Annotated in this window: 24 protein-coding genes; 7 read left to right on the top strand and 17 right to left on the bottom strand. The window is 31.0% G+C overall.

The genetic code is table 11. From position 1 onward, the window contains the following. Positions 1-3: 3 nt before the first annotated feature. From WPG_RS00465 to WPG_RS00445, 5 genes are read right to left on the bottom strand one after another with little or no spacing between them, the layout of a single operon-like run. On the bottom strand, positions 4-999 hold the full coding sequence (locus tag WPG_RS00465; protein WP_045467949.1) for an AAA family ATPase: 996 nt from the start codon (positions 997-999) through the stop codon (positions 4-6). After that, entirely contained in the window at positions 999-2,204 is a 1,206-nt protein-coding gene (locus tag WPG_RS00460; RefSeq protein WP_045467946.1) for a DUF4350 domain-containing protein, read from the bottom strand. Before WPG_RS00460 ends, WPG_RS00465 begins: the two co-directional genes overlap by 1 nt. Beyond that, on the bottom strand, positions 2,201-2,932 hold the full coding sequence (locus tag WPG_RS00455; protein ID WP_045467943.1) for a hypothetical protein: 732 nt from the start codon (positions 2,930-2,932) through the stop codon (positions 2,201-2,203). Before WPG_RS00455 ends, WPG_RS00460 begins: the two co-directional genes overlap by 4 nt. Further along, positions 2,933-3,820: a hypothetical protein gene (locus WPG_RS00450; RefSeq protein WP_045467940.1), complete on the bottom strand. Its 888-nt coding sequence runs from the start codon at positions 3,818-3,820 to the stop codon at positions 2,933-2,935. Further along, positions 3,817-4,830 carry a stage II sporulation protein M gene (locus WPG_RS00445; RefSeq protein WP_045467937.1) on the bottom strand — a complete coding sequence of 338 codons (1,014 nt, stop codon included), beginning with the start codon at positions 4,828-4,830 and terminating at the stop codon, positions 3,817-3,819. The genes WPG_RS00450 and WPG_RS00445 overlap by 4 nt, the downstream gene beginning before the upstream one ends. A gap of 36 nt (positions 4,831-4,866) precedes the next feature. Between WPG_RS00445 and WPG_RS00440 the strand changes: the two genes are divergently transcribed. Further along, positions 4,867-5,583, top strand: coding sequence for an RDD family protein (locus tag WPG_RS00440; protein WP_045467934.1), 717 nt, complete (start codon positions 4,867-4,869; stop codon positions 5,581-5,583). Further along, on the top strand, positions 5,583-6,194 hold the full coding sequence (locus WPG_RS00435; protein WP_045467931.1) for a trimeric intracellular cation channel family protein: 612 nt from the start codon (positions 5,583-5,585) through the stop codon (positions 6,192-6,194). Before WPG_RS00440 ends, WPG_RS00435 begins: the two co-directional genes overlap by 1 nt. 25 nt (positions 6,195-6,219) lie before the next feature. Here the strand turns inward: WPG_RS00435 and WPG_RS00430 are convergent, their stop codons facing one another. Then, on the bottom strand, positions 6,220-6,546 hold the full coding sequence (locus WPG_RS00430; protein WP_316929965.1) for a DUF1801 domain-containing protein: 327 nt from the start codon (positions 6,544-6,546) through the stop codon (positions 6,220-6,222). A gap of 172 nt (positions 6,547-6,718) precedes the next feature. Further along, a complete protein-coding gene (locus WPG_RS00425) occupies positions 6,719-7,417 on the bottom strand; it encodes a peptidylprolyl isomerase (protein WP_045467928.1) in 699 nt (232 codons plus the stop codon). A 2-nt stretch (positions 7,418-7,419) separates the two neighbouring features. On the opposite strand from WPG_RS00425, the gene WPG_RS00420 reads away from it, so the two are divergent. Together WPG_RS00420 and WPG_RS00415 are read left to right on the top strand one after the other, a co-directional pair. Then, positions 7,420-8,061, top strand: coding sequence for an NUDIX hydrolase (locus WPG_RS00420; RefSeq protein ID WP_045467925.1), 642 nt, complete (start codon positions 7,420-7,422; stop codon positions 8,059-8,061). A 54-nt stretch (positions 8,062-8,115) separates the two neighbouring features. Then, positions 8,116-8,916, top strand: a complete 801-nt coding sequence (locus tag WPG_RS00415; protein WP_045467922.1) for a lysophospholipid acyltransferase family protein — start codon at positions 8,116-8,118, stop codon at positions 8,914-8,916. Positions 8,917-8,919: 3 nt separating this feature from the next. Here WPG_RS00415 and WPG_RS18465 read toward each other — a convergent pair whose 3' ends face one another. The 4 genes from WPG_RS18465 to WPG_RS00400 all read right to left on the bottom strand — a co-directional run bounded on the left by WPG_RS18465 (position 8,920) and on the right by WPG_RS00400 (position 11,105). Continuing rightward, positions 8,920-9,450 carry a hypothetical protein gene (locus tag WPG_RS18465; RefSeq protein ID WP_231850228.1) on the bottom strand — a complete coding sequence of 177 codons (531 nt, stop codon included), beginning with the start codon at positions 9,448-9,450 and terminating at the stop codon, positions 8,920-8,922. Positions 9,451-9,518: 68 nt separating this feature from the next. Beyond that, positions 9,519-9,950 (bottom strand): hypothetical protein, encoded by a 432-nt coding sequence (locus WPG_RS18460; protein ID WP_231850227.1) that lies wholly within the window; start codon positions 9,948-9,950, stop codon positions 9,519-9,521. Between the two features lie 23 nt (positions 9,951-9,973). Next, positions 9,974-10,606, bottom strand: coding sequence for a hypothetical protein (locus WPG_RS00405; RefSeq protein ID WP_045467919.1), 633 nt, complete (start codon positions 10,604-10,606; stop codon positions 9,974-9,976). Positions 10,607-10,610: 4 nt separating this feature from the next. Beyond that, positions 10,611-11,105, bottom strand: coding sequence for an RNA polymerase sigma factor (locus WPG_RS00400; RefSeq protein WP_045467916.1), 495 nt, complete (start codon positions 11,103-11,105; stop codon positions 10,611-10,613). Positions 11,106-11,241: 136 nt separating this feature from the next. On the opposite strand from WPG_RS00400, the gene WPG_RS00395 reads away from it, so the two are divergent. Next, entirely contained in the window at positions 11,242-12,513 is a 1,272-nt protein-coding gene (locus WPG_RS00395; protein ID WP_045467913.1) for an NAD(P)/FAD-dependent oxidoreductase, read from the top strand. Positions 12,514-12,518: 5 nt separating this feature from the next. Here WPG_RS00395 and WPG_RS00390 read toward each other — a convergent pair whose 3' ends face one another. Further along, positions 12,519-13,193, bottom strand: a complete 675-nt coding sequence (locus WPG_RS00390) for a lysoplasmalogenase (RefSeq protein WP_045474985.1) — start codon at positions 13,191-13,193, stop codon at positions 12,519-12,521. Between the two features lie 176 nt (positions 13,194-13,369). On the opposite strand from WPG_RS00390, the gene WPG_RS00385 reads away from it, so the two are divergent. Beyond that, positions 13,370-15,568, top strand: a complete 2,199-nt coding sequence (locus WPG_RS00385) for a TonB-dependent receptor (RefSeq protein WP_084221487.1) — start codon at positions 13,370-13,372, stop codon at positions 15,566-15,568. Positions 15,569-15,608: 40 nt separating this feature from the next. Here WPG_RS00385 and WPG_RS00380 read toward each other — a convergent pair whose 3' ends face one another. Genes WPG_RS00380 through WPG_RS00370 form a run of 3 tightly spaced genes read right to left on the bottom strand, consistent with a single transcriptional unit; the run spans position 15,609 to position 16,954 of the window. After that, positions 15,609-16,133, bottom strand: a complete 525-nt coding sequence (locus tag WPG_RS00380) for a GNAT family N-acetyltransferase (protein ID WP_045467910.1) — start codon at positions 16,131-16,133, stop codon at positions 15,609-15,611. Further along, positions 16,130-16,390, bottom strand: a complete 261-nt coding sequence (locus tag WPG_RS00375) for a hypothetical protein (RefSeq protein ID WP_045467907.1) — start codon at positions 16,388-16,390, stop codon at positions 16,130-16,132. The genes WPG_RS00380 and WPG_RS00375 overlap by 4 nt, the downstream gene beginning before the upstream one ends. Positions 16,391-16,399: 9 nt before the next feature. After that, entirely contained in the window at positions 16,400-16,954 is a 555-nt protein-coding gene (locus tag WPG_RS00370) for a thioredoxin family protein (protein WP_045467904.1), read from the bottom strand. A gap of 36 nt (positions 16,955-16,990) precedes the next feature. Between WPG_RS00370 and WPG_RS00365 the strand changes: the two genes are divergently transcribed. Beyond that, on the top strand, positions 16,991-17,326 hold the full coding sequence (locus WPG_RS00365) for a tRNA-binding protein (RefSeq protein WP_045467901.1): 336 nt from the start codon (positions 16,991-16,993) through the stop codon (positions 17,324-17,326). A 38-nt stretch (positions 17,327-17,364) separates the two neighbouring features. Here the strand turns inward: WPG_RS00365 and WPG_RS00360 are convergent, their stop codons facing one another. Both WPG_RS00360 and WPG_RS00355 read right to left on the bottom strand, forming a co-directional pair. Continuing rightward, entirely contained in the window at positions 17,365-19,872 is a 2,508-nt protein-coding gene (locus tag WPG_RS00360) for a M14 family zinc carboxypeptidase (protein WP_084221486.1), read from the bottom strand. Between the two features lie 84 nt (positions 19,873-19,956). Beyond that, the gene (locus tag WPG_RS00355) at positions 19,957-20,349 is read right to left on the bottom strand and encodes a PUR family DNA/RNA-binding protein (protein ID WP_045467898.1); all 393 of its coding nucleotides are present in this window, start codon (positions 20,347-20,349) and stop codon (positions 19,957-19,959) included. Positions 20,350-20,378 lie beyond the last annotated feature (29 nt).

Here is a 20,378-nt window from a genome sequence, read left to right as displayed (position 1 = left end):
TGACTATCGAGGAACTTCAACCGATTGAACTATCATTTCTATAACATTTTCTGTAGTCATACCTTCCATTTCGCGTTCTGGTGTTAATATGATTCTATGGTTTAATACAGGATTAAGTGATTTCTTAATATCTTCTGGAATCACAAAATCACGACCATTGATCGCTGCGAATGCCTTAGCTGTATTTAATATAGCTATTGATGCTCTTGGTGAACCACCAAGATATAAATGCGGATGATTACGAGTTTTAGAAACAATCTCTGCGATATATTTTATAATTTTTTCTTCAATAACTATTGCCTGTGTTTTAGCCTTATAATCTTCTAACGATTTTGTATCTAAAATAGAATTTATTAAGGTCTGAGGTGAATCTCCTTTACGCTCGTGATGAGACGTTAGAATTTTTACTTCATCTTCTAATGATGGATAATCTACTTTAATTTTAAAAATGAATCTGTCTAATTGAGCTTCAGGTAATGCGTAAGTTCCTTCTTGTTCAATTGGGTTTTGTGTTGCTAAAACCATAAACGGATTATTGAACTTATAGGTAGTGCCATCAATGGTCGCTTGACGCTCTTCCATAGTTTCGAATAAAGCTGCTTGGGTTTTTGCAGGTGCTCTATTAATTTCATCAATTAAAACAATATTTGAAAAGATAGGTCCTTTTTTAAACTCAAATTCTGAAGATTTCATGTTTAAAACTGATGTTCCTAAAACATCACTTGGCATTAAATCTGGTGTAAACTGTATACGACTAAAATCAGTTTTTAAAACCTTAGCAAATAGTTTTGCTGTGACTGTTTTTGCAATGCCAGGTACTCCTTCAATAAGTACATGACCATCTGCCAATAGCGCTACAATTAATAATTCTACAAAGTTATCTTGACCGATAATAACTTTACTAAGTTCACTTTTAATACCTTCTACAGCATTTTTAAGACCTTCTAACTGAATTCTATTGTCAAAATTTAAGTCCTCGTTTACAGGTTCGTTTTCCATTAGTTATGAGTTTTAAATTGTTCTATTAAGGTATTTAACCTTTCTAATTCTTTATTTTCAATTTTTGATTTCTTATTAAAACTCTCAATGAGTTTAAATAAGGTTTGCGTATCTTCAATACTATTATTACTTCTAGCGGCTAAGTTTTTAATGAAGCTGTTATTAATTTCCGAAGTATTGAGGTACATTGAATTTCTAATAAATTCTAAAAAATGTTGAATTTTATGCTGAGCTATATCTTTATGCTTTCCATTTTCGTAATACATATTGGCAATAGTTCTCGTAAAGTCTACAGTCTGGTTTTTTAACGGTCTAATAATAGGAATGGCACGTTGCTTACGTTTACCTTCAAAAATAATATAGATTAATACACCAATAAGCATAATGTAATAAGCCCATTTTAAAGATTTAGTACTTAAAAACAGATACATTGGAGAGGTATAAAATTTCTTCCCAGTTTTATAATAGGTATCTACATAAATAGGTTTGTTGGTGTTTATATAAGACATTAAGCCAGCTGTATAATCCTGATTAGGAGAATTAAGCATAAAGTAATTAGTGAAAGCTTGTGGAAAAGTATTCAATATAATTTCACCATCACCAAAAGATTGTTTTATAGCATTTACTAATGTGGTCTTTGAATTTTCTTGTTCACCTCTATATTTATCAATAAAACCAAGAATCGATGTCTTTACTGTATCAATTTCGTGAAAATGAAAAAATGTTGTTGGTCGTTCGTATTTATATATGGTTGTATTGTCTAATAATGGGTTAACTAGTTTTACCTGATATTTATTATTAAAATTGTTAGTGATATTTATAGTTCTTGTTTTGAGGTTTAAAGTATCGAGTAACTTTTTTTCGAAATCTACGGCTGAAACCATAAGTGTATTTCCTTCTGAGACCCAATCTAATAAACCATTTAATTCCTCTTTACCAAAAGCTATTCCACCATTATAAAAGAGGTATGTTCCAGAAATAGTATTGTTACTTAAATATTCAAAAGGTGGTCTTTCAACCGTGGTAACATCATTAGAAACACGCTCTAATTGCTCGTTAAACACATAAGATCCAAAAGGAATTTTGTGATGTAAAGCGTATGATGGAAACCAATTGATAGGCTCAGGTTTGGTCATCTCTACAGCAACTATTGCAAAAAGAGTCAAAAGTACAAGTGTAATGTATATTTTTCCTTTTTTACTCAATGGCTTATAATAGTTTTATTTAATTCTTCGAAAGGTGATTTTAAGGCTTCAAACTTTAAAGCATCAACGCTAAATTCACCATACCATACATAATCATAAATTCGGGTAATATCTTTAAAGCTAGTCTTTAAATGCTCTTTTTCAATTTCTTTGATGTAGTCTTCATTCGTTTTTTGTGCTTCCCATTCAATACGATCACTTTCAGAAAGATATTTTAGAGATAATAAATAGTAATAACGAATAGCTAACCTGTAATTCTTTTGATTTATTGCTTCTTTTATTAGAGCAGGTATATCTTCATTCTTAATAATTTGCTCTTCTTCACTAAATAAAACAGAGCCTTCTTCTTTTCCTTTAGTTCTTAAATTATTAGCATTTACTTTTAAGAAAAACCGAATTAATAAAAAGACCAAAAATCCAAGTAATAAATAGGGTAGTACTCTAAAAACAAACCAAAGAAAACCAACAGCCGTTCCAGTTCCAAAAATTGCCTCCCAAAATTTTGTTAGTATATTTCTAAGCCAACGATAAGCTTTATCAAAGATGTTTTCTTCTGCTTTAACTTCTGCATAATTAAAATCATCATCAGCTTTATAAGATTTTAAATCCTTTTCAGCGATAACTTGTTTTTCTAATGAAGTGTCATCTAACTTTACAGGTTGCTCATTTTGTTGCGCAATAGAGAATTGCCCAATACAAAAACATAAAACCAACCAGTATAACCTCATTTACTCTTCTATTTTACCGATTTCACTAATACGATCATAAGTACCAGTAAAGGTTGTTTTTTCATGTAAGTGAAAGTAAATAATTGCACCGCCAACTATAAGAATAGTATTTAATAAAAATTGAAAAAAGTAATTGAGTACGTTTAGAAAAATTAAAACAGGATCAGCAGAAAAACTATTAAGATTTGCAGGATCTATTTCGCCAGAAAATATCCCAGTACTTATTAATGTATAAATTACAGATGGTATTGAGAATATCATACCAAGAATATAAAAGATAATTCCAAGAACCAGAAAAGAACCAAACGCTGTCCAAAAATCTACATTTACTAAATTAAAACTTTTGCTAAACGCATCAGTAGCCGACTGCCTTGTCTCAAAAACAAAAATGCTAAACACTATAGCCATAGGAACTATGGCATATAAAGCAGGTAAAAGACAAAGGACTAAAGCAATCATTAAGGTTATACCTTTTAGAAAACTCATTCCAAAAAAGGACCAAAATGTATTATAAACATTCTTTTTTATTTCTACTAAATCTGTCTCTCCTTTGTTATCTATATAGGATTTTATGTAAAATAGTACAGAAGATGTTGAGAATATGTATGCAGCAATGGCAGATATAAGATAAATAATAGCCACAATAATAACTACAAATACATTAGTTGAATTAAAAGAGGGTTCGCCAAGACCTGTAAAGTTAAATATATCACCAGCAATGTAGTTATAAGCAGCGAGCGATACCATAAAAACTAAAATAGCTGGACCAGCAATATTAAAGACGGCTTTCATTAGTGGTTTAAATTCATTTCTAATAAATCCGAATGTATCTGATAAAATGCTGCTAAAATCACGCTGTTGTCTAAATTCTATATAGGATCTCCTCATGTTAAATCTGTTTCTAAATTAGTTAGTGTAATTGTATTTTTAAGGTTGTTTAATGCCTTTAATTTTTTATTTAATCGTATTGGATATATGACATAGTAAAATAGTATAAGTGCTAATGAACCAGAAATGATAAGAATAGCTAGCCAATCTGGCATTTCAGTGTGCCGTGTTACAAACCCTTCTAAAAATCCGGCAATAATAAAAAATGGAATCGTACTCATTAGAATTTTTAAACCATTTATAACTCCACGTTTAAAGGCTTCTAACCTTGGTAAGGTACCTGTGAATAAAATACCATTTCCCATTACTAAACCAGCACAACCAGCAATTATAATTACGGATATTTCTATTGTACCATGAATCCATATTGTACGAGCTGATTCCCATAGTAAACCTTTCTCATAAAAAAAGTATTGGAAACTCCCGAGCATTATACCGTTTTGCATCATAATATATAAAGTGCCTACGCCTAATAAAATACCATACCCAAAAGCGAAAAGTGCAACTTTAATATTATTTAATGTAATACCTAAAAACATATTAAATTCCCCTTGCTGTTTATAAACGCCCATTGGATCTCCTTTCTCAATGTTTTCTAATGTCATGTTTACATACCCATCCCCAAGAAAAGACCTTACAAAATCTCCTTCATTAGCAGCTGAGAATGCACCAACAATAACAAAGAGTGTAAAAGTTAGAAATGTAATAAGGAGTTCGCGATGGTGTTGATAGAATAGAGTCGGAAACTCAGTTTTAAAAAACGAAATTAATCGATTTTTCGATTCCTTTTTTGTTCTGTAAATATTCTGATGTGCTTTAGATGCTAACTGATTTAGGTAACGTTCTGTGTTGCTATTTTTGTAAAATGTTTTGGCGTAACTTAAATGATCAGTAATTTCTATGTAAAGGTCAGAAAGCAAATCAGGATCAATATTGGTTTTATTTGTAAGAATAGTTTCAAATTCTATCCATTTGTCTTTATTTTGCTTTACAAAAGCCGCTTCGCGCATAAACTAATCCCTTTAGACTTTCAAAGAAAAGAAAATATGGATGAATTTCAAATAGAAACTGCTCAAAATGTGGGTATAAATCAAAACGTAGCAAGTATTGGTCATAGGATGCTTGCATATCTTATTGATAGTGCAATTATTTTGATATATGGAATTGGAGCGATTTGGCTTTTAGTCTCCTTAAATTTAGATCCAGGTGATTCTTGGGCAATATATATGCTAGTATCATTACCAGCATTTTTATACTATGTTTTACTTGAAACTTTTTTGAACGGAAAAACCGTCGGAAAGACCATTATGAATATGCGAGTTGTAAAACTTGATGGTTCTAGGCCTGGTTTTGCTAATTATTTTGTGAGGTGGATTTTACGTGTTATAGATGTTGTTTTAACATCAGGTGGTGCGGCTGTAGTTACTATTTTGTTAAAAGGAAATGGACAGAGAATAGGTGATATAGCAGCAGGTACTACTGTGATTAGCGAACGCGAGAATATGACTATAAATGATACGTTGATAAAAGATTTACCAGTAGATTATGTGCCAAAGTACAGTCAAGTTACTGTGTTGAATGACAACGATATGCAGACTATTAAAAATTTATACGATGACGCAGTAAGAAACGGTAATCATAATATCATTTTAAATTTGCATCATCGCCTTTTAAAAGTAATGGCTATAGAAACTTCAGAGAAACCAGTTGATTTTGTGGCGAATGTGATAAAGGATTATAATTATTATACTCAGAATATGTAATGTTTATACAAACCATCGATATTTTAGGAACTATAGCTTTTGCTATTTCGGGTGTATTAGTCGCTATGAATAAGCGTATGGATCCATTTGGTGTTCTCATTATCGCTTTTGTTACTGCTGTAGGAGGTGGAACTTTACGTGATATAATGGTAGGCGTAGAACCGGTTTCTTGGATGCGTAATATGACCTTTGTTTATGTTATTATTGGTTCAGCAGTATTTGCAGTCCTATTTAGAAAACAAATTTCTTATTTAAGAAAATCACTATTTCTATTTGATACTATTGGCATAGCTTTGTACACTCTTGTTGGTATTGAAACAGGTTTAAAAGCAGGATTACATCCTATAATTTGTATTGCTTTAGGAACTATGACTGCATGTTTTGGAGGCGTATTAAGAGATATTTTATGTAGTGAAATACCTGTAATTTTTAGAAAAGAGATTTATGCTACAGCTTGTATTTTAGGAGGCTTGTCATACTTTTTATTGCTTCAATTTTTTGAGGATAGGGATTACCTCTTCATAATTGGTGGATTAGTTGTAATTGTTGTTCGCATACTTGCAGTACGCTTTAAAATTAGCTTACCGAGTTTATATAAGAATGAAGACTAATTCTATTTTTTAATTTAGATGAATGCTATATTCTACAAGCACACTCATGATGATCATTGAGATATGCAATTGTTTCTAAGCATAATTTTTCTAAAACCGTTATATTAATATCCGATAATTTCTTAATATAAATATAGGCTTTTCCCATTTTAAATTTGCCAAAATCTTTTAAGAAATTATCGCTTTTATCTGTTTTAGAATATATGTATAGTGAAAACTGAGCTTTTCGAGGTGAAAAACCTAATAAAGGCGCATTACCTTCATGACCACTTGCATATTTATAATGATATCTTCCAAAACCAATAATTGTAGGTCCCCACATTCTAGGTTCAAAGCCAGACCATTCGCTCAATAACTCTATGAGTTTATAGCTATCAACTTTTTTTGATCATTATCTACGTATGATTCAATAAAGTCAGTGACATTTACTTTTGTCTCAGTCGTTTTATTTTTTGCCATTTTAATACTCTTTTAGCTCTTAGGAACTTGAAAACCTTTATATCTAATCAATGCTTCAATCTTAATTATTTTATAATTTCTATTTTTCTAATAATTACATTTTCAAGAGGCCAATCTCCTTTGTCTGTTTCAACAGCATTGATTTTATCAACTACATCCATACCATTAATCACTTCACCGAAGACGGTATAATCTTTATCTAAATAGGCAGCACCACCTGGACGATGAATAATAAAAAACTGAAATGGTGAAGCCAATTTATAAGCATTCTCTATCTCACTACTTGGCATAGAAATAGCACCACGTTTGTGTGTATAACCACGTTTAGTATCTGGTGGGAGTAGATACTTTCCAATTTTACGTCGCTTTATGTAGAGGTCCACAGCATCACTACTACCTCCTTGTATTACAAAATTTTTTACCACGCGATAAAACTGTGTACCATCAAAATATTTGCGTTGTGTAAGGTAAATAAAATTTGCACGATGGAACTTAGTTTTATTATACAACAGTATATCTATATTTCCATAATCTGTAATGATACGTACTTTATTTTCTCCGTGTTCTTTTTCATATTCTAAAAAGAACTCCATTGCATTATTATCTGTGAGTTTAGGAAACTCAGACTTAGACTCTGCTTTAGAAACCTTTTTTACGTTTTGAACTACAGAATCTTTTGTAACGGTATTATCTGTTTGTTTTGAAGTTTGCTTATCTTCACAATCCATCAACAAAAGAAAACTTAGAACAAATAGTACTCTCATAAATGGTATTTAATTCATTTTTAGAAACAGTAGTAAAAATAAAACATCTTGAGCTTTTTGGCGAAATATCTCATGCTAAAATGTCTCCTCCTTATCGTTTGGAGTTGGCTAAAAAAATCAAAATTAAATCTAAATCCGCTAAGAAAGCAGGAGTTTTAGCATTGTTTTATCCAAATCCTGAAGGCGAAACCTATTTAGTATTAATTCTCAGGAAAACCTATAAGGGTGTCCATTCTGCGCAAGTGGGATTTCCAGGTGGTAAATATGAAGATGAAGACAAAGATTTGATGCAAACTGCAATACGAGAAACAGAAGAAGAGGTTGGTGTACCAGAAACCTTAATTAAGGTAATTAAAACAATGTCTCCACTTTACATACCACCAAGTAATTTTATGGTACATCCATATATCGCTATATCTAAAACAACTCCAAATTTTATAAAGCAAGATGAAGAAGTTGAAGCCATTATAGAAGTGAAGCTATTAGATTTTTTGAATGATGATAATACTATAACTACAAGAGTACCAACGTCTTTTAATGTTGAGGTAGATGTGCCAGCATTTATTTTGAATGGTCATATTGTTTGGGGAGCTACAGCTATGATGCTAGGCGAAATAAAAGACCTGTTAAAACAAGTTTTATAGCTTATCTATTTTGTTACATTTGTAATTAACTAACTAAGAATTTGAAAGCTAACTATGGGATTATTTAAAAGAAATCCTTTCGGACATATACTTTGGGTGAAGAAATGGCTCATTAGAATCCTTGGATTATTGACTCATAGACGATTTAGAGGGTTTAATGATCTGCAAATTGAAGGTTCTGATATTATAAAGAATTTGCCAGATACTAATGTGCTTTTTATTTCTAACCATCAGACTTATTTTGCAGATGTTATATCCATGTTCCATGTGTTTAACGCAAGTTTAAGTGGTCGTTTAGATAATATTAAAAATGTAGGTTATTTATGGAACCCTAAGTTAAACATGTATTATGTAGCAGCTAAGGAAACAATGAAATCTGGCATTATCCCAAAAATATTCGCCTATACTGGCTCTATTAGTATAGAACGCACTTGGAGATCTCAAGGAAAAGATGTTAATCGTAAGGTTAAGATGAGCGATATTACCATGATAAAGACTGCCCTAAATGATGGTTGGGTCGTTACTTTTCCGCAAGGAACAACTACACCTTTTAAGCCCATTAGAAAAGGGACTGCGCATATTATAAAAACATATAAACCAATTGTAGTACCAATAGTAATTGATGGTTTTAGACGTTCGTTTGATAAAAAAGGACTTCGTATTAAAAAGAAAAATATTTATCAATCTTTTGAAGTTAAAGCACCTTTAAAAATAGATTATGAAAATGAATCTATTGCTGAAATCGTTGAAAAGATTGAATATGCTATAGAGCAACATCCATCGTTTTTAAAAGTAATTCCGCAAGCTGAATTAGAAGAAAAAGAGCGTTTGAATAAGCAGCTTAGAGATTGGTAGATTTTAATGTTCTGCCTCAGTTTTTAGTAAACTTTCGATATTTTTTTTAAACTCTTTCTTTTTATCTATATGTAAAGCCAGCACTTTATAAGTTCTTTTGATACCATAAAGCCCATTTAAAATTTGTTCATTTTTAAACTTTAAAACTAGGTTGTGACCTTCTAGGTTTCCTAATAAAGATAGTTTTCTAGTTATTTCATTAAGCTCAATATCTTTAGTGAATAATTCAACAGATTCAAAATCTTCAATAGAAATTGTAGTTTCATTCATAATACCATATTTGAGATAAAGTAAATTGTCTTCAATAACTATAGGTCGCTTTAACATTGATTTTAAGAATCCAAGAATTTGAATTCCCGAATAGATACTTATTCCTGTTAAAACCCAAGCAACAATTGTGTTCCATCTTGATAGTAATAAATGAAAGGCTACAGTTTCGATTACGATTAAGAATAATAAGGCGATTAAAAGTCCAATAGTGCCACTATCTTTATGATATGAGAATTCATTTGGTTTTAGTTGTCTTTTTTCCAATTTATAAATCCATAATAGAACACTGCAATTTCTATAACAAAAAGAATCACAGCTACTTTAGGAAGAATTTAATAACAGGTAGTCTTTAGAATTGTAAAAAAATCACTAGTTGTATTTTGTTGATTGTGCTTATAAAGTCTTCTAGGTTTTACCATCTTATATATAATAAATGATAACACAGATAACTCTATCAATGGAAGTACCCATGTTTTAAAAAGATATAAGTAATACAGATTCTCTTTAGGAAGTATAAATGAACATATGACAACTCCAATTATAATAAAGGGAACTACGGTCGTTTTTGGTATCGTTGTTTTACGAATAAGTAAAAAATAAATAAAAGGTGTAGTTAGTAATAATTCTATAGTTATTGCTAAGCTTAGTTGGTTAGAATTTGCTGTAAAAAGTGATGAGTTGGTTAATACTACCATTACTGCAATTAAGAGTAACGGTATTACGAAAATGATTAAGCTTTTTTGAATTTTTAAAGATGTATTCATGCTTAATATATTTATAAATTAATTTAAACTTCGAGTTTTTTTAATTCGTCATAATTTCTATTTAAACGTTTTAACAGTACACCATATATTAACTTGTAAAATAACCAAATTAAAACTAAAAATACTGCAGCTATTATTACAGCAACCGCATAAAGAACTAGCATCTGACTAGTGCTTGCATCTACTATTTGCTGATGAAATTCTGGATTTTCTTGATATTCAAAATATATTGAAAGAGGTATGGAAAGGAAAATTAAACTTAAATTGAAGATTACATAGTATTTAATAACCTTTCGGGTCTTTAAAATTTTTTCCATTAAATTTTTAGCACTGTCTGTACTAGATATGGACTTATAAGACCTGTATAATAGATACGCAAAAAGAACTATAACAAGGTAGCTAAGTATATTTATACCTAGGAAGAGCGGGTTTTCATAACTTGTATCTAATTTTTCTTTGAAAGTTGTTGATATAAAATAAGGAATTATTCCAGCCAAAAGCCAAAATGCTAATTCAGCAATACTGATATAAAATAAGGTCTTTACAATTGAAGACGATTTTTTGTGAAGCATTGGATAAATGTCATTGTCTGAATAACTTTTAAATTCTGTAGTTCCTTTATCCCAATCCTTTTTTAATAATTCTAATTCATCCATAGTTTTACGGATTTAATATTGTTTTTAATTTCTTCTTTACACGATTCATTTTAACTCGTGCATTGACTTCACTAATACCTAAAGTCGCGCTTATTTCTCTATAGTCCTTGTCTTCTAGATATAAGAAAACTAGGGCTTTTTCAATATCGTTTAATTGATGTACTGCTTTATACAAGAGTTTTAGTTGCTGCTCTTCAGTATCATCATATTCTTCAGCTTTTATTTTAAACTCAACAGTATCAAACTCTTGAGTGTTTATGCGTCGTTTCGATTTTCTATATAGCGTAATTGCAGTATTTAAACCCACACGATACATCCATGTGCTAAACTTAGAATCTCCTCTAAATTTAGGATATGCACGCCATAACTGAATTGTTATTTCTTGAAACAAATCGTTATGAGCGTCACTATTGTTGGTATATAAACGACATACCTTATGTACAATGTTTTGATGCTTTTGCAACTGTTCTACAAAACTATGTTCGAGTTCTTTATTCAATTGATGAAATTGGTTAGTTACCTAATTAGTAGTATTAGATTTAGTATTGTTACAAAATTCTCTAACTATTATTTTAAGTGCTATTTTGGCTCCTTAAACTCGTATCTTTGTAGGTGTAAATTCAAGACTTATTTTTATGAATATTCCCGAATCAAATCTACCTAGAGTTGTAATTATAGGCGGAGGTTTTGCAGGTATAAATTTAGCAAAAAGCTTAGCCAATAAAAATATTCAGGTTGTATTAATTGATAAACACAATTACCATACGTTTCAACCATTGTTATATCAGGTATCTAGTTCAGGTTTAGAACCAGATTCAATCGCCTATCCATTGCGAAAAATCATAAAGAAGCATAAAACATCTTTCTTTCGTCTAGCAGAAGTTGAACAAATTCTACCAGAAAAAAAGCAAGTTTTAACTTCTATTGGACATATAGCTTATGATTATTTAGTTATTGCCACCGGAACAAAGACTAACTATTTTGGAAATAAAGCTATTGAAAGTAATAGTATGCCAATGAAAACTGTTCCGCAAGCCTTAAACATAAGAAGTCTAATTTTACAGAATTTTGAAAAAGCTGCTATCGCAAATTCTGAAAAGGAACGCGAAGCTTTTTTAAACTTCGTGATTGTTGGTGCTGGACCAACAGGAGTAGAGCTTGCAGGTGCCATTTCTGAACTCAAAAATAATATTCTTCCTAGAGATTATCACGATTTAAATCCAAGTGATATGCACATACATTTGCTGGAAGGTGCAAATCGAGTTTTACCTCCAATGAGTGCCCATGCTTCTAAGAAATCAGAACAATTTCTAAAGGCATTAGGAGTGCAAGTACACTGTAATACGTTTGTAAAAGATTATGATGGTTTAACGGTAACAACAAACTCTGATTTAGTAATGCAATCAGAAACTTTGATTTGGGCAGCAGGTGTTACAGGTGCTCCAATAAAAGGATTACACGCAGATGCTTTAATTGACAAAGCTGATCGTTACCAAGTTAATGAGTTTAATCAAGTCAATGGCTATGACAATATTTTTGCCATTGGTGATATTGCTTTAATGGCTTCAGAAGATTATGAAAGAGGTCACCCTCAAGTTGCACAACCAGCAATACAACAAGGTCAGTTATTAGGTAAGAATCTTTTAAAATTGATTAATAATAAACCAATAAAACCTTTTGTCTATAATGACAAAGGCTCAATGGCAACTATTGGACGTAACAAAGCAGTAGTAGATTTAAAGAGCTATAAATTCGGCGGATTCTTTGCTTGGTTTATATGGATGTTTATACACTTAATGTCCCTTGTTGGCTTTAGAAATCGAGTAATAGTCTTATTCAACTGGACATATAATTATATAAATTTTGATAAAGCGGCACGATTAATAATAAGACCCTTTAAAAAATAATTAGTTTAATCACCCTTTAGTTTTAGAATACCAATAATAATTAAATATTGTGCAATGGCATAGGTAAGCATAATGCTAATATTTGACCATGGAATAGTTTGATAAAACTTATTTAAAGCCAAAATACTATCTGAAGCCATAAAGCATAAAGCTCCTAAGAATACTAATCCATAACTAACGATATTGACCTTGCCTTTTCTCAAATATGCTGCAGTAGACATAGTTAAAATCACAACCATATAAACTATTACTGGTATAAGCATATCTCCTAAACCTTCTCTTAAGAAATTGAATAGATATGAGGTATAAATTAATAATACAGCAATAAAACCAAAAGGAGTGATTTTGATATTTCTATGTTTAAGAAATATGAGTATATACATTATATGAGCTAACAAAAATGCAACTAATCCTAAGGTAAAAATATGTTCTGATTTATTGACAAACATGAGCAAAATATCACCTAATAAAGAAAAGGCTAATGCAGCCAATGTTAATCCTTTTATAGATTTAGAGAGGTGTTGAGAGGTTTTAATGAATAAAAAAATAAGACTTATTACAATAGCAGGTTTTGCTAAATAATGTACGTTTTGTAAAGATTCTGTTTGTCCAGTCAAGAGTTCTGTTAGAACAATGATAAAAAATAGAATACAGAATTGCTTTTCGGTATTGGTGAGCATTTGCATAAGTGTTTATATCTATATCATTTGAGTGATTTTTTCCAAATGTCGATTATCGACCAAATATATTCAATTCATCATTGAAATTTTACAGTTCGGTAAAATAGAATTCGTGTTCACTGAAAAATGACACAAATTTGTATCACAATCAAAAAACGAACTTTTAATCATCAATCATGAAATCAACGAAACACCAATCAACTAAGAATTGTAGGAATACTTTCAGCAAATATTTAATCACAACAATTATCTTTTTATTTGCAACTCTAATCTATTCACAAACTATTATTTCTGGTAATGTAGTAGACAACAAAAACCAACCTATTATTGGAGCTAATGTTTATTTGGATGGTACTTATGATGGAGCCACAACATTAGAAGACGGAAATTTCATTTTCACAACTACCGAAAAAGGTACACAGAGCTTAATAATTTCATTTTTGTCTTATGAAACCAAAACAATAACTGATGATGTTTCAAAATTGTCTAAACTTAAAATCAAGTTAAGAGAAGATGTAGAGTCGTTAGATGCAGTAGTTTTAAGCGCAGGTACTTTTGAAGCCAATGACAACAGTAAGGTTTCTGTTTTAAAACCTTTAGATGTTGTGACAACAGCTAGTGCTTTGGGTGATTTTGTTGGTGCTTTACAGACGCTTCCAGGAACATCGAATGTTGCAGAAGATGGACGTTTGTTTGTTAGAGGTGGTGATGCAGGTGAAGCACAGATTTTCATCGATGGTATTAGAGTGTTTACACCATACACACCAACAACCAATAATATACCAACACGTGGACGTTATTCACCATTTCTATTTGATGGAATAACATTTTCAACAGGTGGATATTCTTCAGAATATGGCCAAGCCTTATCAAGTGTATTGCTTTTAAATACAATAGACGAACCAGATCAAGAAAAAACAGATATTGGAATTATGACGGTTGGTGCAACATTAGGAAATACACAGAAGTGGAAAAAATCATCCTTGAGTTTTAATGCTTCGTATATAAATTTAGCACCTTATTTAGCAATTTTTGAAGATAGAAATGATTGGGAAAAGCCATATCAAGGTGCTCAAGGGGAACTAGTTTTTAGACAAAAATTAGATAATGGAATATTGAAATTTTATGCAGCTTTTGATACATCTAAGTTTGAATTGACTCAAGAGGATATTAACCTAGAGGACGGTTTAAATTTTAAATTGAACAATAATAACTTCTACTTAAATTCATCATATAAAGGGGTTTTAGATAATAACTGGACATTGAGCACAGGTTTAAGTTATACCTATGCTGAAAATGACACAGGAGTTTTTAACAGTGACATAAATGATACTGAAAACTCAGCGCATTTTAAATTAAAACTAAAAAAACGTTTTAATAGTAGATTTAAAATGAGTTTTGGCGCAGAACAGTTTATCACAGATTTTGATGAAAATTTTAAAGGTGAAAACTTAGATGTTACTTACGGTTTTAAAAATAATATAACTGCTGGTTTTGCAGAAGCTGATTTAATCTTTTCAAAAGACCTAGCATTAAAAGTAGGTGTAAGAGCAGATCATAGTTCGATTTTTAAAGATACTGATGTTGCTCCAAGAGCTGGTTTAGCTTATAAGGTATCTAAGAATGGGCAATTCTCTTTGGCTTATGGTAACTTTTTTCAGAATCCAAATAGTTCAATTTTGAAATTTAAACAAGACCTAAAGGCAGAGAAAACCTCGCAGTACATATTAAACTATCAATATGTAAATAATGGAAAAATATTTAGAGCAGAAACATACAGGAAAGATTATCATAATTTAGTGAAGTTTGATTCTGAATTCACAAGCTTTGATAGTAACTATAATTCTAATGGTGATGGTTATTCTCAAGGAATTGATTTATTTTGGAGAGATAATACTAGCTTTAAAAACTTAGACTATTGGGTAAGTTACTCGTATTTAGATACAGAACGCGATTACAGAAATTATGAAACTTCTGCACAGCCAAACTATGCAACTAATCATAATCTTTCTGTAGTAGGGAAATATTGGATAGATAGTTGGAAAAGTCAAGTTGGATTAGCTTATGGATTTTCTTCTGGACGTCCATATACAAATCCAAACACTAATGAATTTTTGGGTGAACGTACTAAACCTTTCAATAGTTTAAGTGTAAATTGGGCTTACCTTTTAAGTCCACAAAAGATATTATATTTCTCTGTAAATAATGTTTTAGGGTTTAAAAATATTAATGGTTATCAATATGCAAACACTCCAGATTTTAATGGTCAGTTTAATAGACGTGCTTTAACTCCTGCGGCAGATCAGTTCTTTTTTGTAGGCCTCTTTTGGACGATTAGTGAAGATGGAACAGATAATCAATTAGATAATTTGTAATTAATTAAATTTAAAACCTCTTGATAGAGGTTTTAAATTTTTATGGAATAGAATTAATTATTTTATACCAATTACAAACGGTTCCTTTATATTCAAAAGTACCGGAATGTTCCATACCTATTTTCTTTAGAATAGTATTGGAGGCTATATGGTTTATATCTGCTGCGGCATTAATTTCTTCTAGTTTTAAATCCTTAAAACCATAATCCAAAGATGCTAATGCGGCTTCTGTAGCATAACCTTTTCCCCAAAACTTTTCTTTAAGTCGATAACCCATATCATAATAATTGAATTCTTTACGGAGATTTTGCTCATATTTTATACCAGACCAGCCAATGAATTCGTGAGTGTCTTTTTTTATAACAGCTATGCGACCCATACCAGAGCTTTTATATTGCTCTTTAATAGAATTAATATAGGCTTTACATTCATCAATATGCTTAACCGGGTTATTACCTAAAAATTCATGAACCTTTGGGTTGGAATCTAGCTCAAATAAATCTTGTGCATCTGATTCTGTGATATTTCTAAGAATAAGACGATTTGTTTCTGCTATTATTTTCATTGATTAAATAAATAAAGAATAATCATAATTAAGGCTATATAAAACACTCTGCCATAAATAGTCAATTCATTAGCTTGTTTTACTTTTAAATCAAAACCATAGTGCTTAAAACGCTCTAATTCAGATTCATTAAAATCGTTTTTCTTGAACCTATGCATGCCAAAAAAGCCAAATGGTATAAAGAAGAAAGTTAATACCTCAGAATTGTTTAATGATATTGTTTTTCTATTCTTTTTATTTTCTTTTTCTTGTGTCAACTTAAATTTTTACTCCCACTTAATATTACAACCCATACTAGGTTTTTGGTTAGAATTTATAGTTTTACCATTAATCAAAGCATCAAATGCATTTCTTAAATCTTTGCCAGTTACAGGAATTCCATTTCCTGGTCTTGAGTCATCAAATTGACCTGTGTAAACGAGCTCTAAATTAACATCAAATAAAAAGAAATCTGGTGTACATGCAGCATCGTAAGCTTTTGCTACGTCTTGAGTTTCATCGTATAAATACGGAAAAGGGTAGTGATTGTCTTTGGCATGTTGTTTCATTTGTTCTGGTCCATCTTGAGGATAGTTTATAGCGTCATTACTAGAAATTGCTATACAGTTTATCCCTTTAGTGACGTAATCATTTGACAAAGCAACCAGTTGGGCATTGACATGAACTACAAAAGGGCAGTGGTTACAAATAAACATAACTAATGTTCCAGTATTTCCTTTGAGATATGATAAAGACTTTTGTAGTCCATCCTTTGTATCTAACAAATCAAAATCTGGTGCTTTGGTGCCTAAAGGCAACATATTTGAAGGTGTTAATGCCATGCTATTTATATCGTTTTAATTTATTAGTTTTAAACTATGGATAATATAATAACATTTGAAGACTTTACAAAGGTAGATTTACGTATTGGAACTATTATTGAGGTTAGTGATTTTCCAAATGCCAGAAAGCCTGCATATCAACTTACAATTGATTTTGGTGATTTAGGCGTTAAGAAGTCCTCTGCACAGATTACAACACAGTACAGTAAAGACGGCTTAAAAAATCGACAAATTATTGCCGTAGTTAACTTTCCTAAAAAGCAGATAGCTAATTTTATGAGTGAGTGTTTGGTTATGGGAGCTGTAAAAGAAGATGATGTTTTTCTTCTACATCCTGAAACTAAGGTTAAAAATGGTATGCAAGTGTCTTAATTGAATTATCATTCATTTATCACATACTTGCAATGACATCAAAATTCATCCCTAAAGAAAATAGCATTCATCAACAACTTATTAGTGCCATACCAAAAGGCTCTAAAATTTGTATTATCTGTAAATGCAACAATGGTTCCGCGACCAACTCCTGCTATTTTTAAAGGTACTGTACTACTAATACTATCTAGGTTTTCTTCAGAAATATAACCACTTAATAAAGGTTTTTTTGTGTATTGAATAGGGTTGTTATAACTGTTTTTGTCAGCTTTCATAAACAAGGTTGTATTTCTAAACATCGCCAGTTTGTCATTTTGATAACCAAAATTTATAGGATGAGAACGGTCTAAGTCTGTATCAAAAATAGCACCACCTATAACTTGTGCTCCTCTATAGTCTCCTCGTTCTTCGAAAGTGACATTTTTAGCAGTCATTTTATTTTTCTTAAAATCAGCTTTCAGAAGTTCTTTTGTTTTAAGATATTTTAAAGCGTTTCTGTAAGCTACTAAAGTACCACCATCTTGAAGCCACGCTTTTAATTTTTTAGTATTACTCTCATTAAGTCCTGATGAAGAATTAACCATAACAATAGTATTGTAACGACTTAAATCTGCTCTACGGAAACTTTTAGTATCTAATTTTGTAGCAATAATATCATAGCGTGTATCTAACAAGTGCCATATTTCACCAGCATCATAAGATGTCATACCATCACCAACTAATAGCGCAATCTTAGGTAGTTCTAATGCTCTAAAATTACGGCTACCTAAGTCAATACCTTCATTCAAACCTGTTGAAACCGCATCAATTTTAATGTAACTTTCTTGAGCTTGATTATTTAAGTAATTATAGATTTCTGAAGTTGTCATATCCTGATTTTTTGCCGGAATCATAATAGTTCCGTAATCATATGACTTGCCATTTGCTTTAAATGTTTTCATACTCACTTTAGCTCTCAAGCCTTTCTTTAAAATCTGATTCAAAAGCTTTGGAGAATAATATTCATTCCATTCAAATAAATAAGCATATTCACTTTTAGAATTTACACCTCCTTTTAAATGTTGTAAATCTTCAACTAAATCACCAGCATTTTTAGTAGTGGTTTCAGTATAATCTAAATTAAAAGCTAAAGGAAATGTCCATGCCGAAATATCATAAAACAAACTGTCTTGAAACGTTGTTCTTTTTTCAAACATAGCATTTATCAATCTTGTATTCTTTTGATTTTTTGGAACAATATAACTGTAACCCTTTTTATAGTTCTTACCATTTTCAGAGAAGTTAGATTTTATATCATGAAACTTAATATGATGACGTTTCAATATTTCAGCTAAATGATATGTTTTTGCAGCATCTTTTTCGTCGCCAAATACAATGGCTTTACTACCTTCTTTTGAAGCTTCATCTCGCGCATTTTTAAAGAAATTGTGCTGATAGTCTAAAATTTCAGTTCTCATTTTATGCGCAGCCTCAAGTGTTGATAATGCAGCTGTGAACTGATTTTTTATAGTAAAAGGAAATGTCAATATTCCATTTTCACTCTCTTGTATATGTCCACGAGAACTACCTTGCTCAAATAAAATACCAATACCACCATTAATATCCGGAAATGTTGAGCCTTTACCATAATAGAAATCGTCAAAGCTTTCTTCCGAATAGTATAAAGAACCAATTTTATCTAAAGCCTTAGCATGATAATTAGCAATACCTTTCGTTAAATCTTGATTTAATTGAGGAGTCAATGGATGTGTACGAGATGGGATACCAGGTTGAAAAAAGAACGTTGAATTTGTTCCCATCTCATGATGATCTGTTAGAATATTCGGCATCCAATTATGAAAGGTTTTAATACGTGCTCTAGACTCTGGTAATTGTACAGGTAACCAATCTCTATTCATATCAAACCAATAATGATTAGTACGTCCACCAGGCCAAACTTCACTATACTCTCTATCATTTGGATCTGGATTAAGGTTTATATTTTTGTTTGTATTTGCCCAATAAGCAAAACGTTGTAAACCATCAGGATTAAATGAAGGATCGAAAAGTATAACGGCATTATTAAGTAAATCATTAATGTTAGAACCTTCTGCAGCAGCTAGATAATAAGCAGCTAACAACGCTGCGTTTGAGCCACTAGGTTCGTTACCATGGATAGAGAATCCTTGATAAACTACGATTGGTCTATTTTCTATATTAGCTGTGTTAGTTTCAGTTGCTTTAACATGTGCAGACTGAATAGCATCAATATTTTGATGATTTTTAGGAGATGTAATAGTTAGTAATAATAGAGGTCTATCCTCAAAAGTTTTGCCTCTATCCTCAATAGTAATTCTTTCAGAAGCATCAGCCAATGCATACATGTATTGAACTAACTTGTCGTGTGTAATATGCCACTCACCAACATTATGACCTACAATACTCTGTGGAGTAGGAATATTTGAGTTATAGGTTACATCTTGTGGTAAATAATACGATAAGTCAGTATCAGATTGAGAAAAAAGTGTAGTGGTTGCCAAAAACAAAAATAAAGCAATACGTTGCATAGAAAAAAGGTTGGTTAGTTTATAAAAATAAAAAACCATTACGATTCGTAACGGTTTTTTTTATATAATTTGTGAGATGATTATTTATATATCATCAAAACTGATATCTGTAAAACTATCTATACCAAAATTAGTGTCTTCTGGAGTTTTTGCTTCTTGGGCTACAAAATTATCTTCACGTTTATAATCTTTCTGATGACGATCACTAATTACTTCTTCTCCTTTTTCGTTGATGATGTAATCAGTCATTTCAGCTAAAATCTCTCTAAACTCAGTAAAGTCTTCTTTGTAAAGGTATATCTTATGTTTCTTGTAGTGAAAAGAACCATCATCGTTGGTAAATTTTTTACTTTCTGTAATCGTAAGATAATAATCACCGGCTTTAGTAGCTCTAACATCAAAGAAATAGGTTCTTCTTCCTGCACGCAGTACTTTAGAATAAATTTCTTCTTTGTCCATCATTCCATAATCACTCATAACTCAATCTTTTTTTATAATTGCAATTC

The sequence above is a fragment of the Winogradskyella sp. PG-2 genome, from assembly GCF_000828715.1.
Classification (GTDB): Bacteria; Bacteroidota; Bacteroidia; order Flavobacteriales; family Flavobacteriaceae; genus Winogradskyella.
This window is presented reverse-complemented; position numbering and strand designations above follow the sequence as displayed.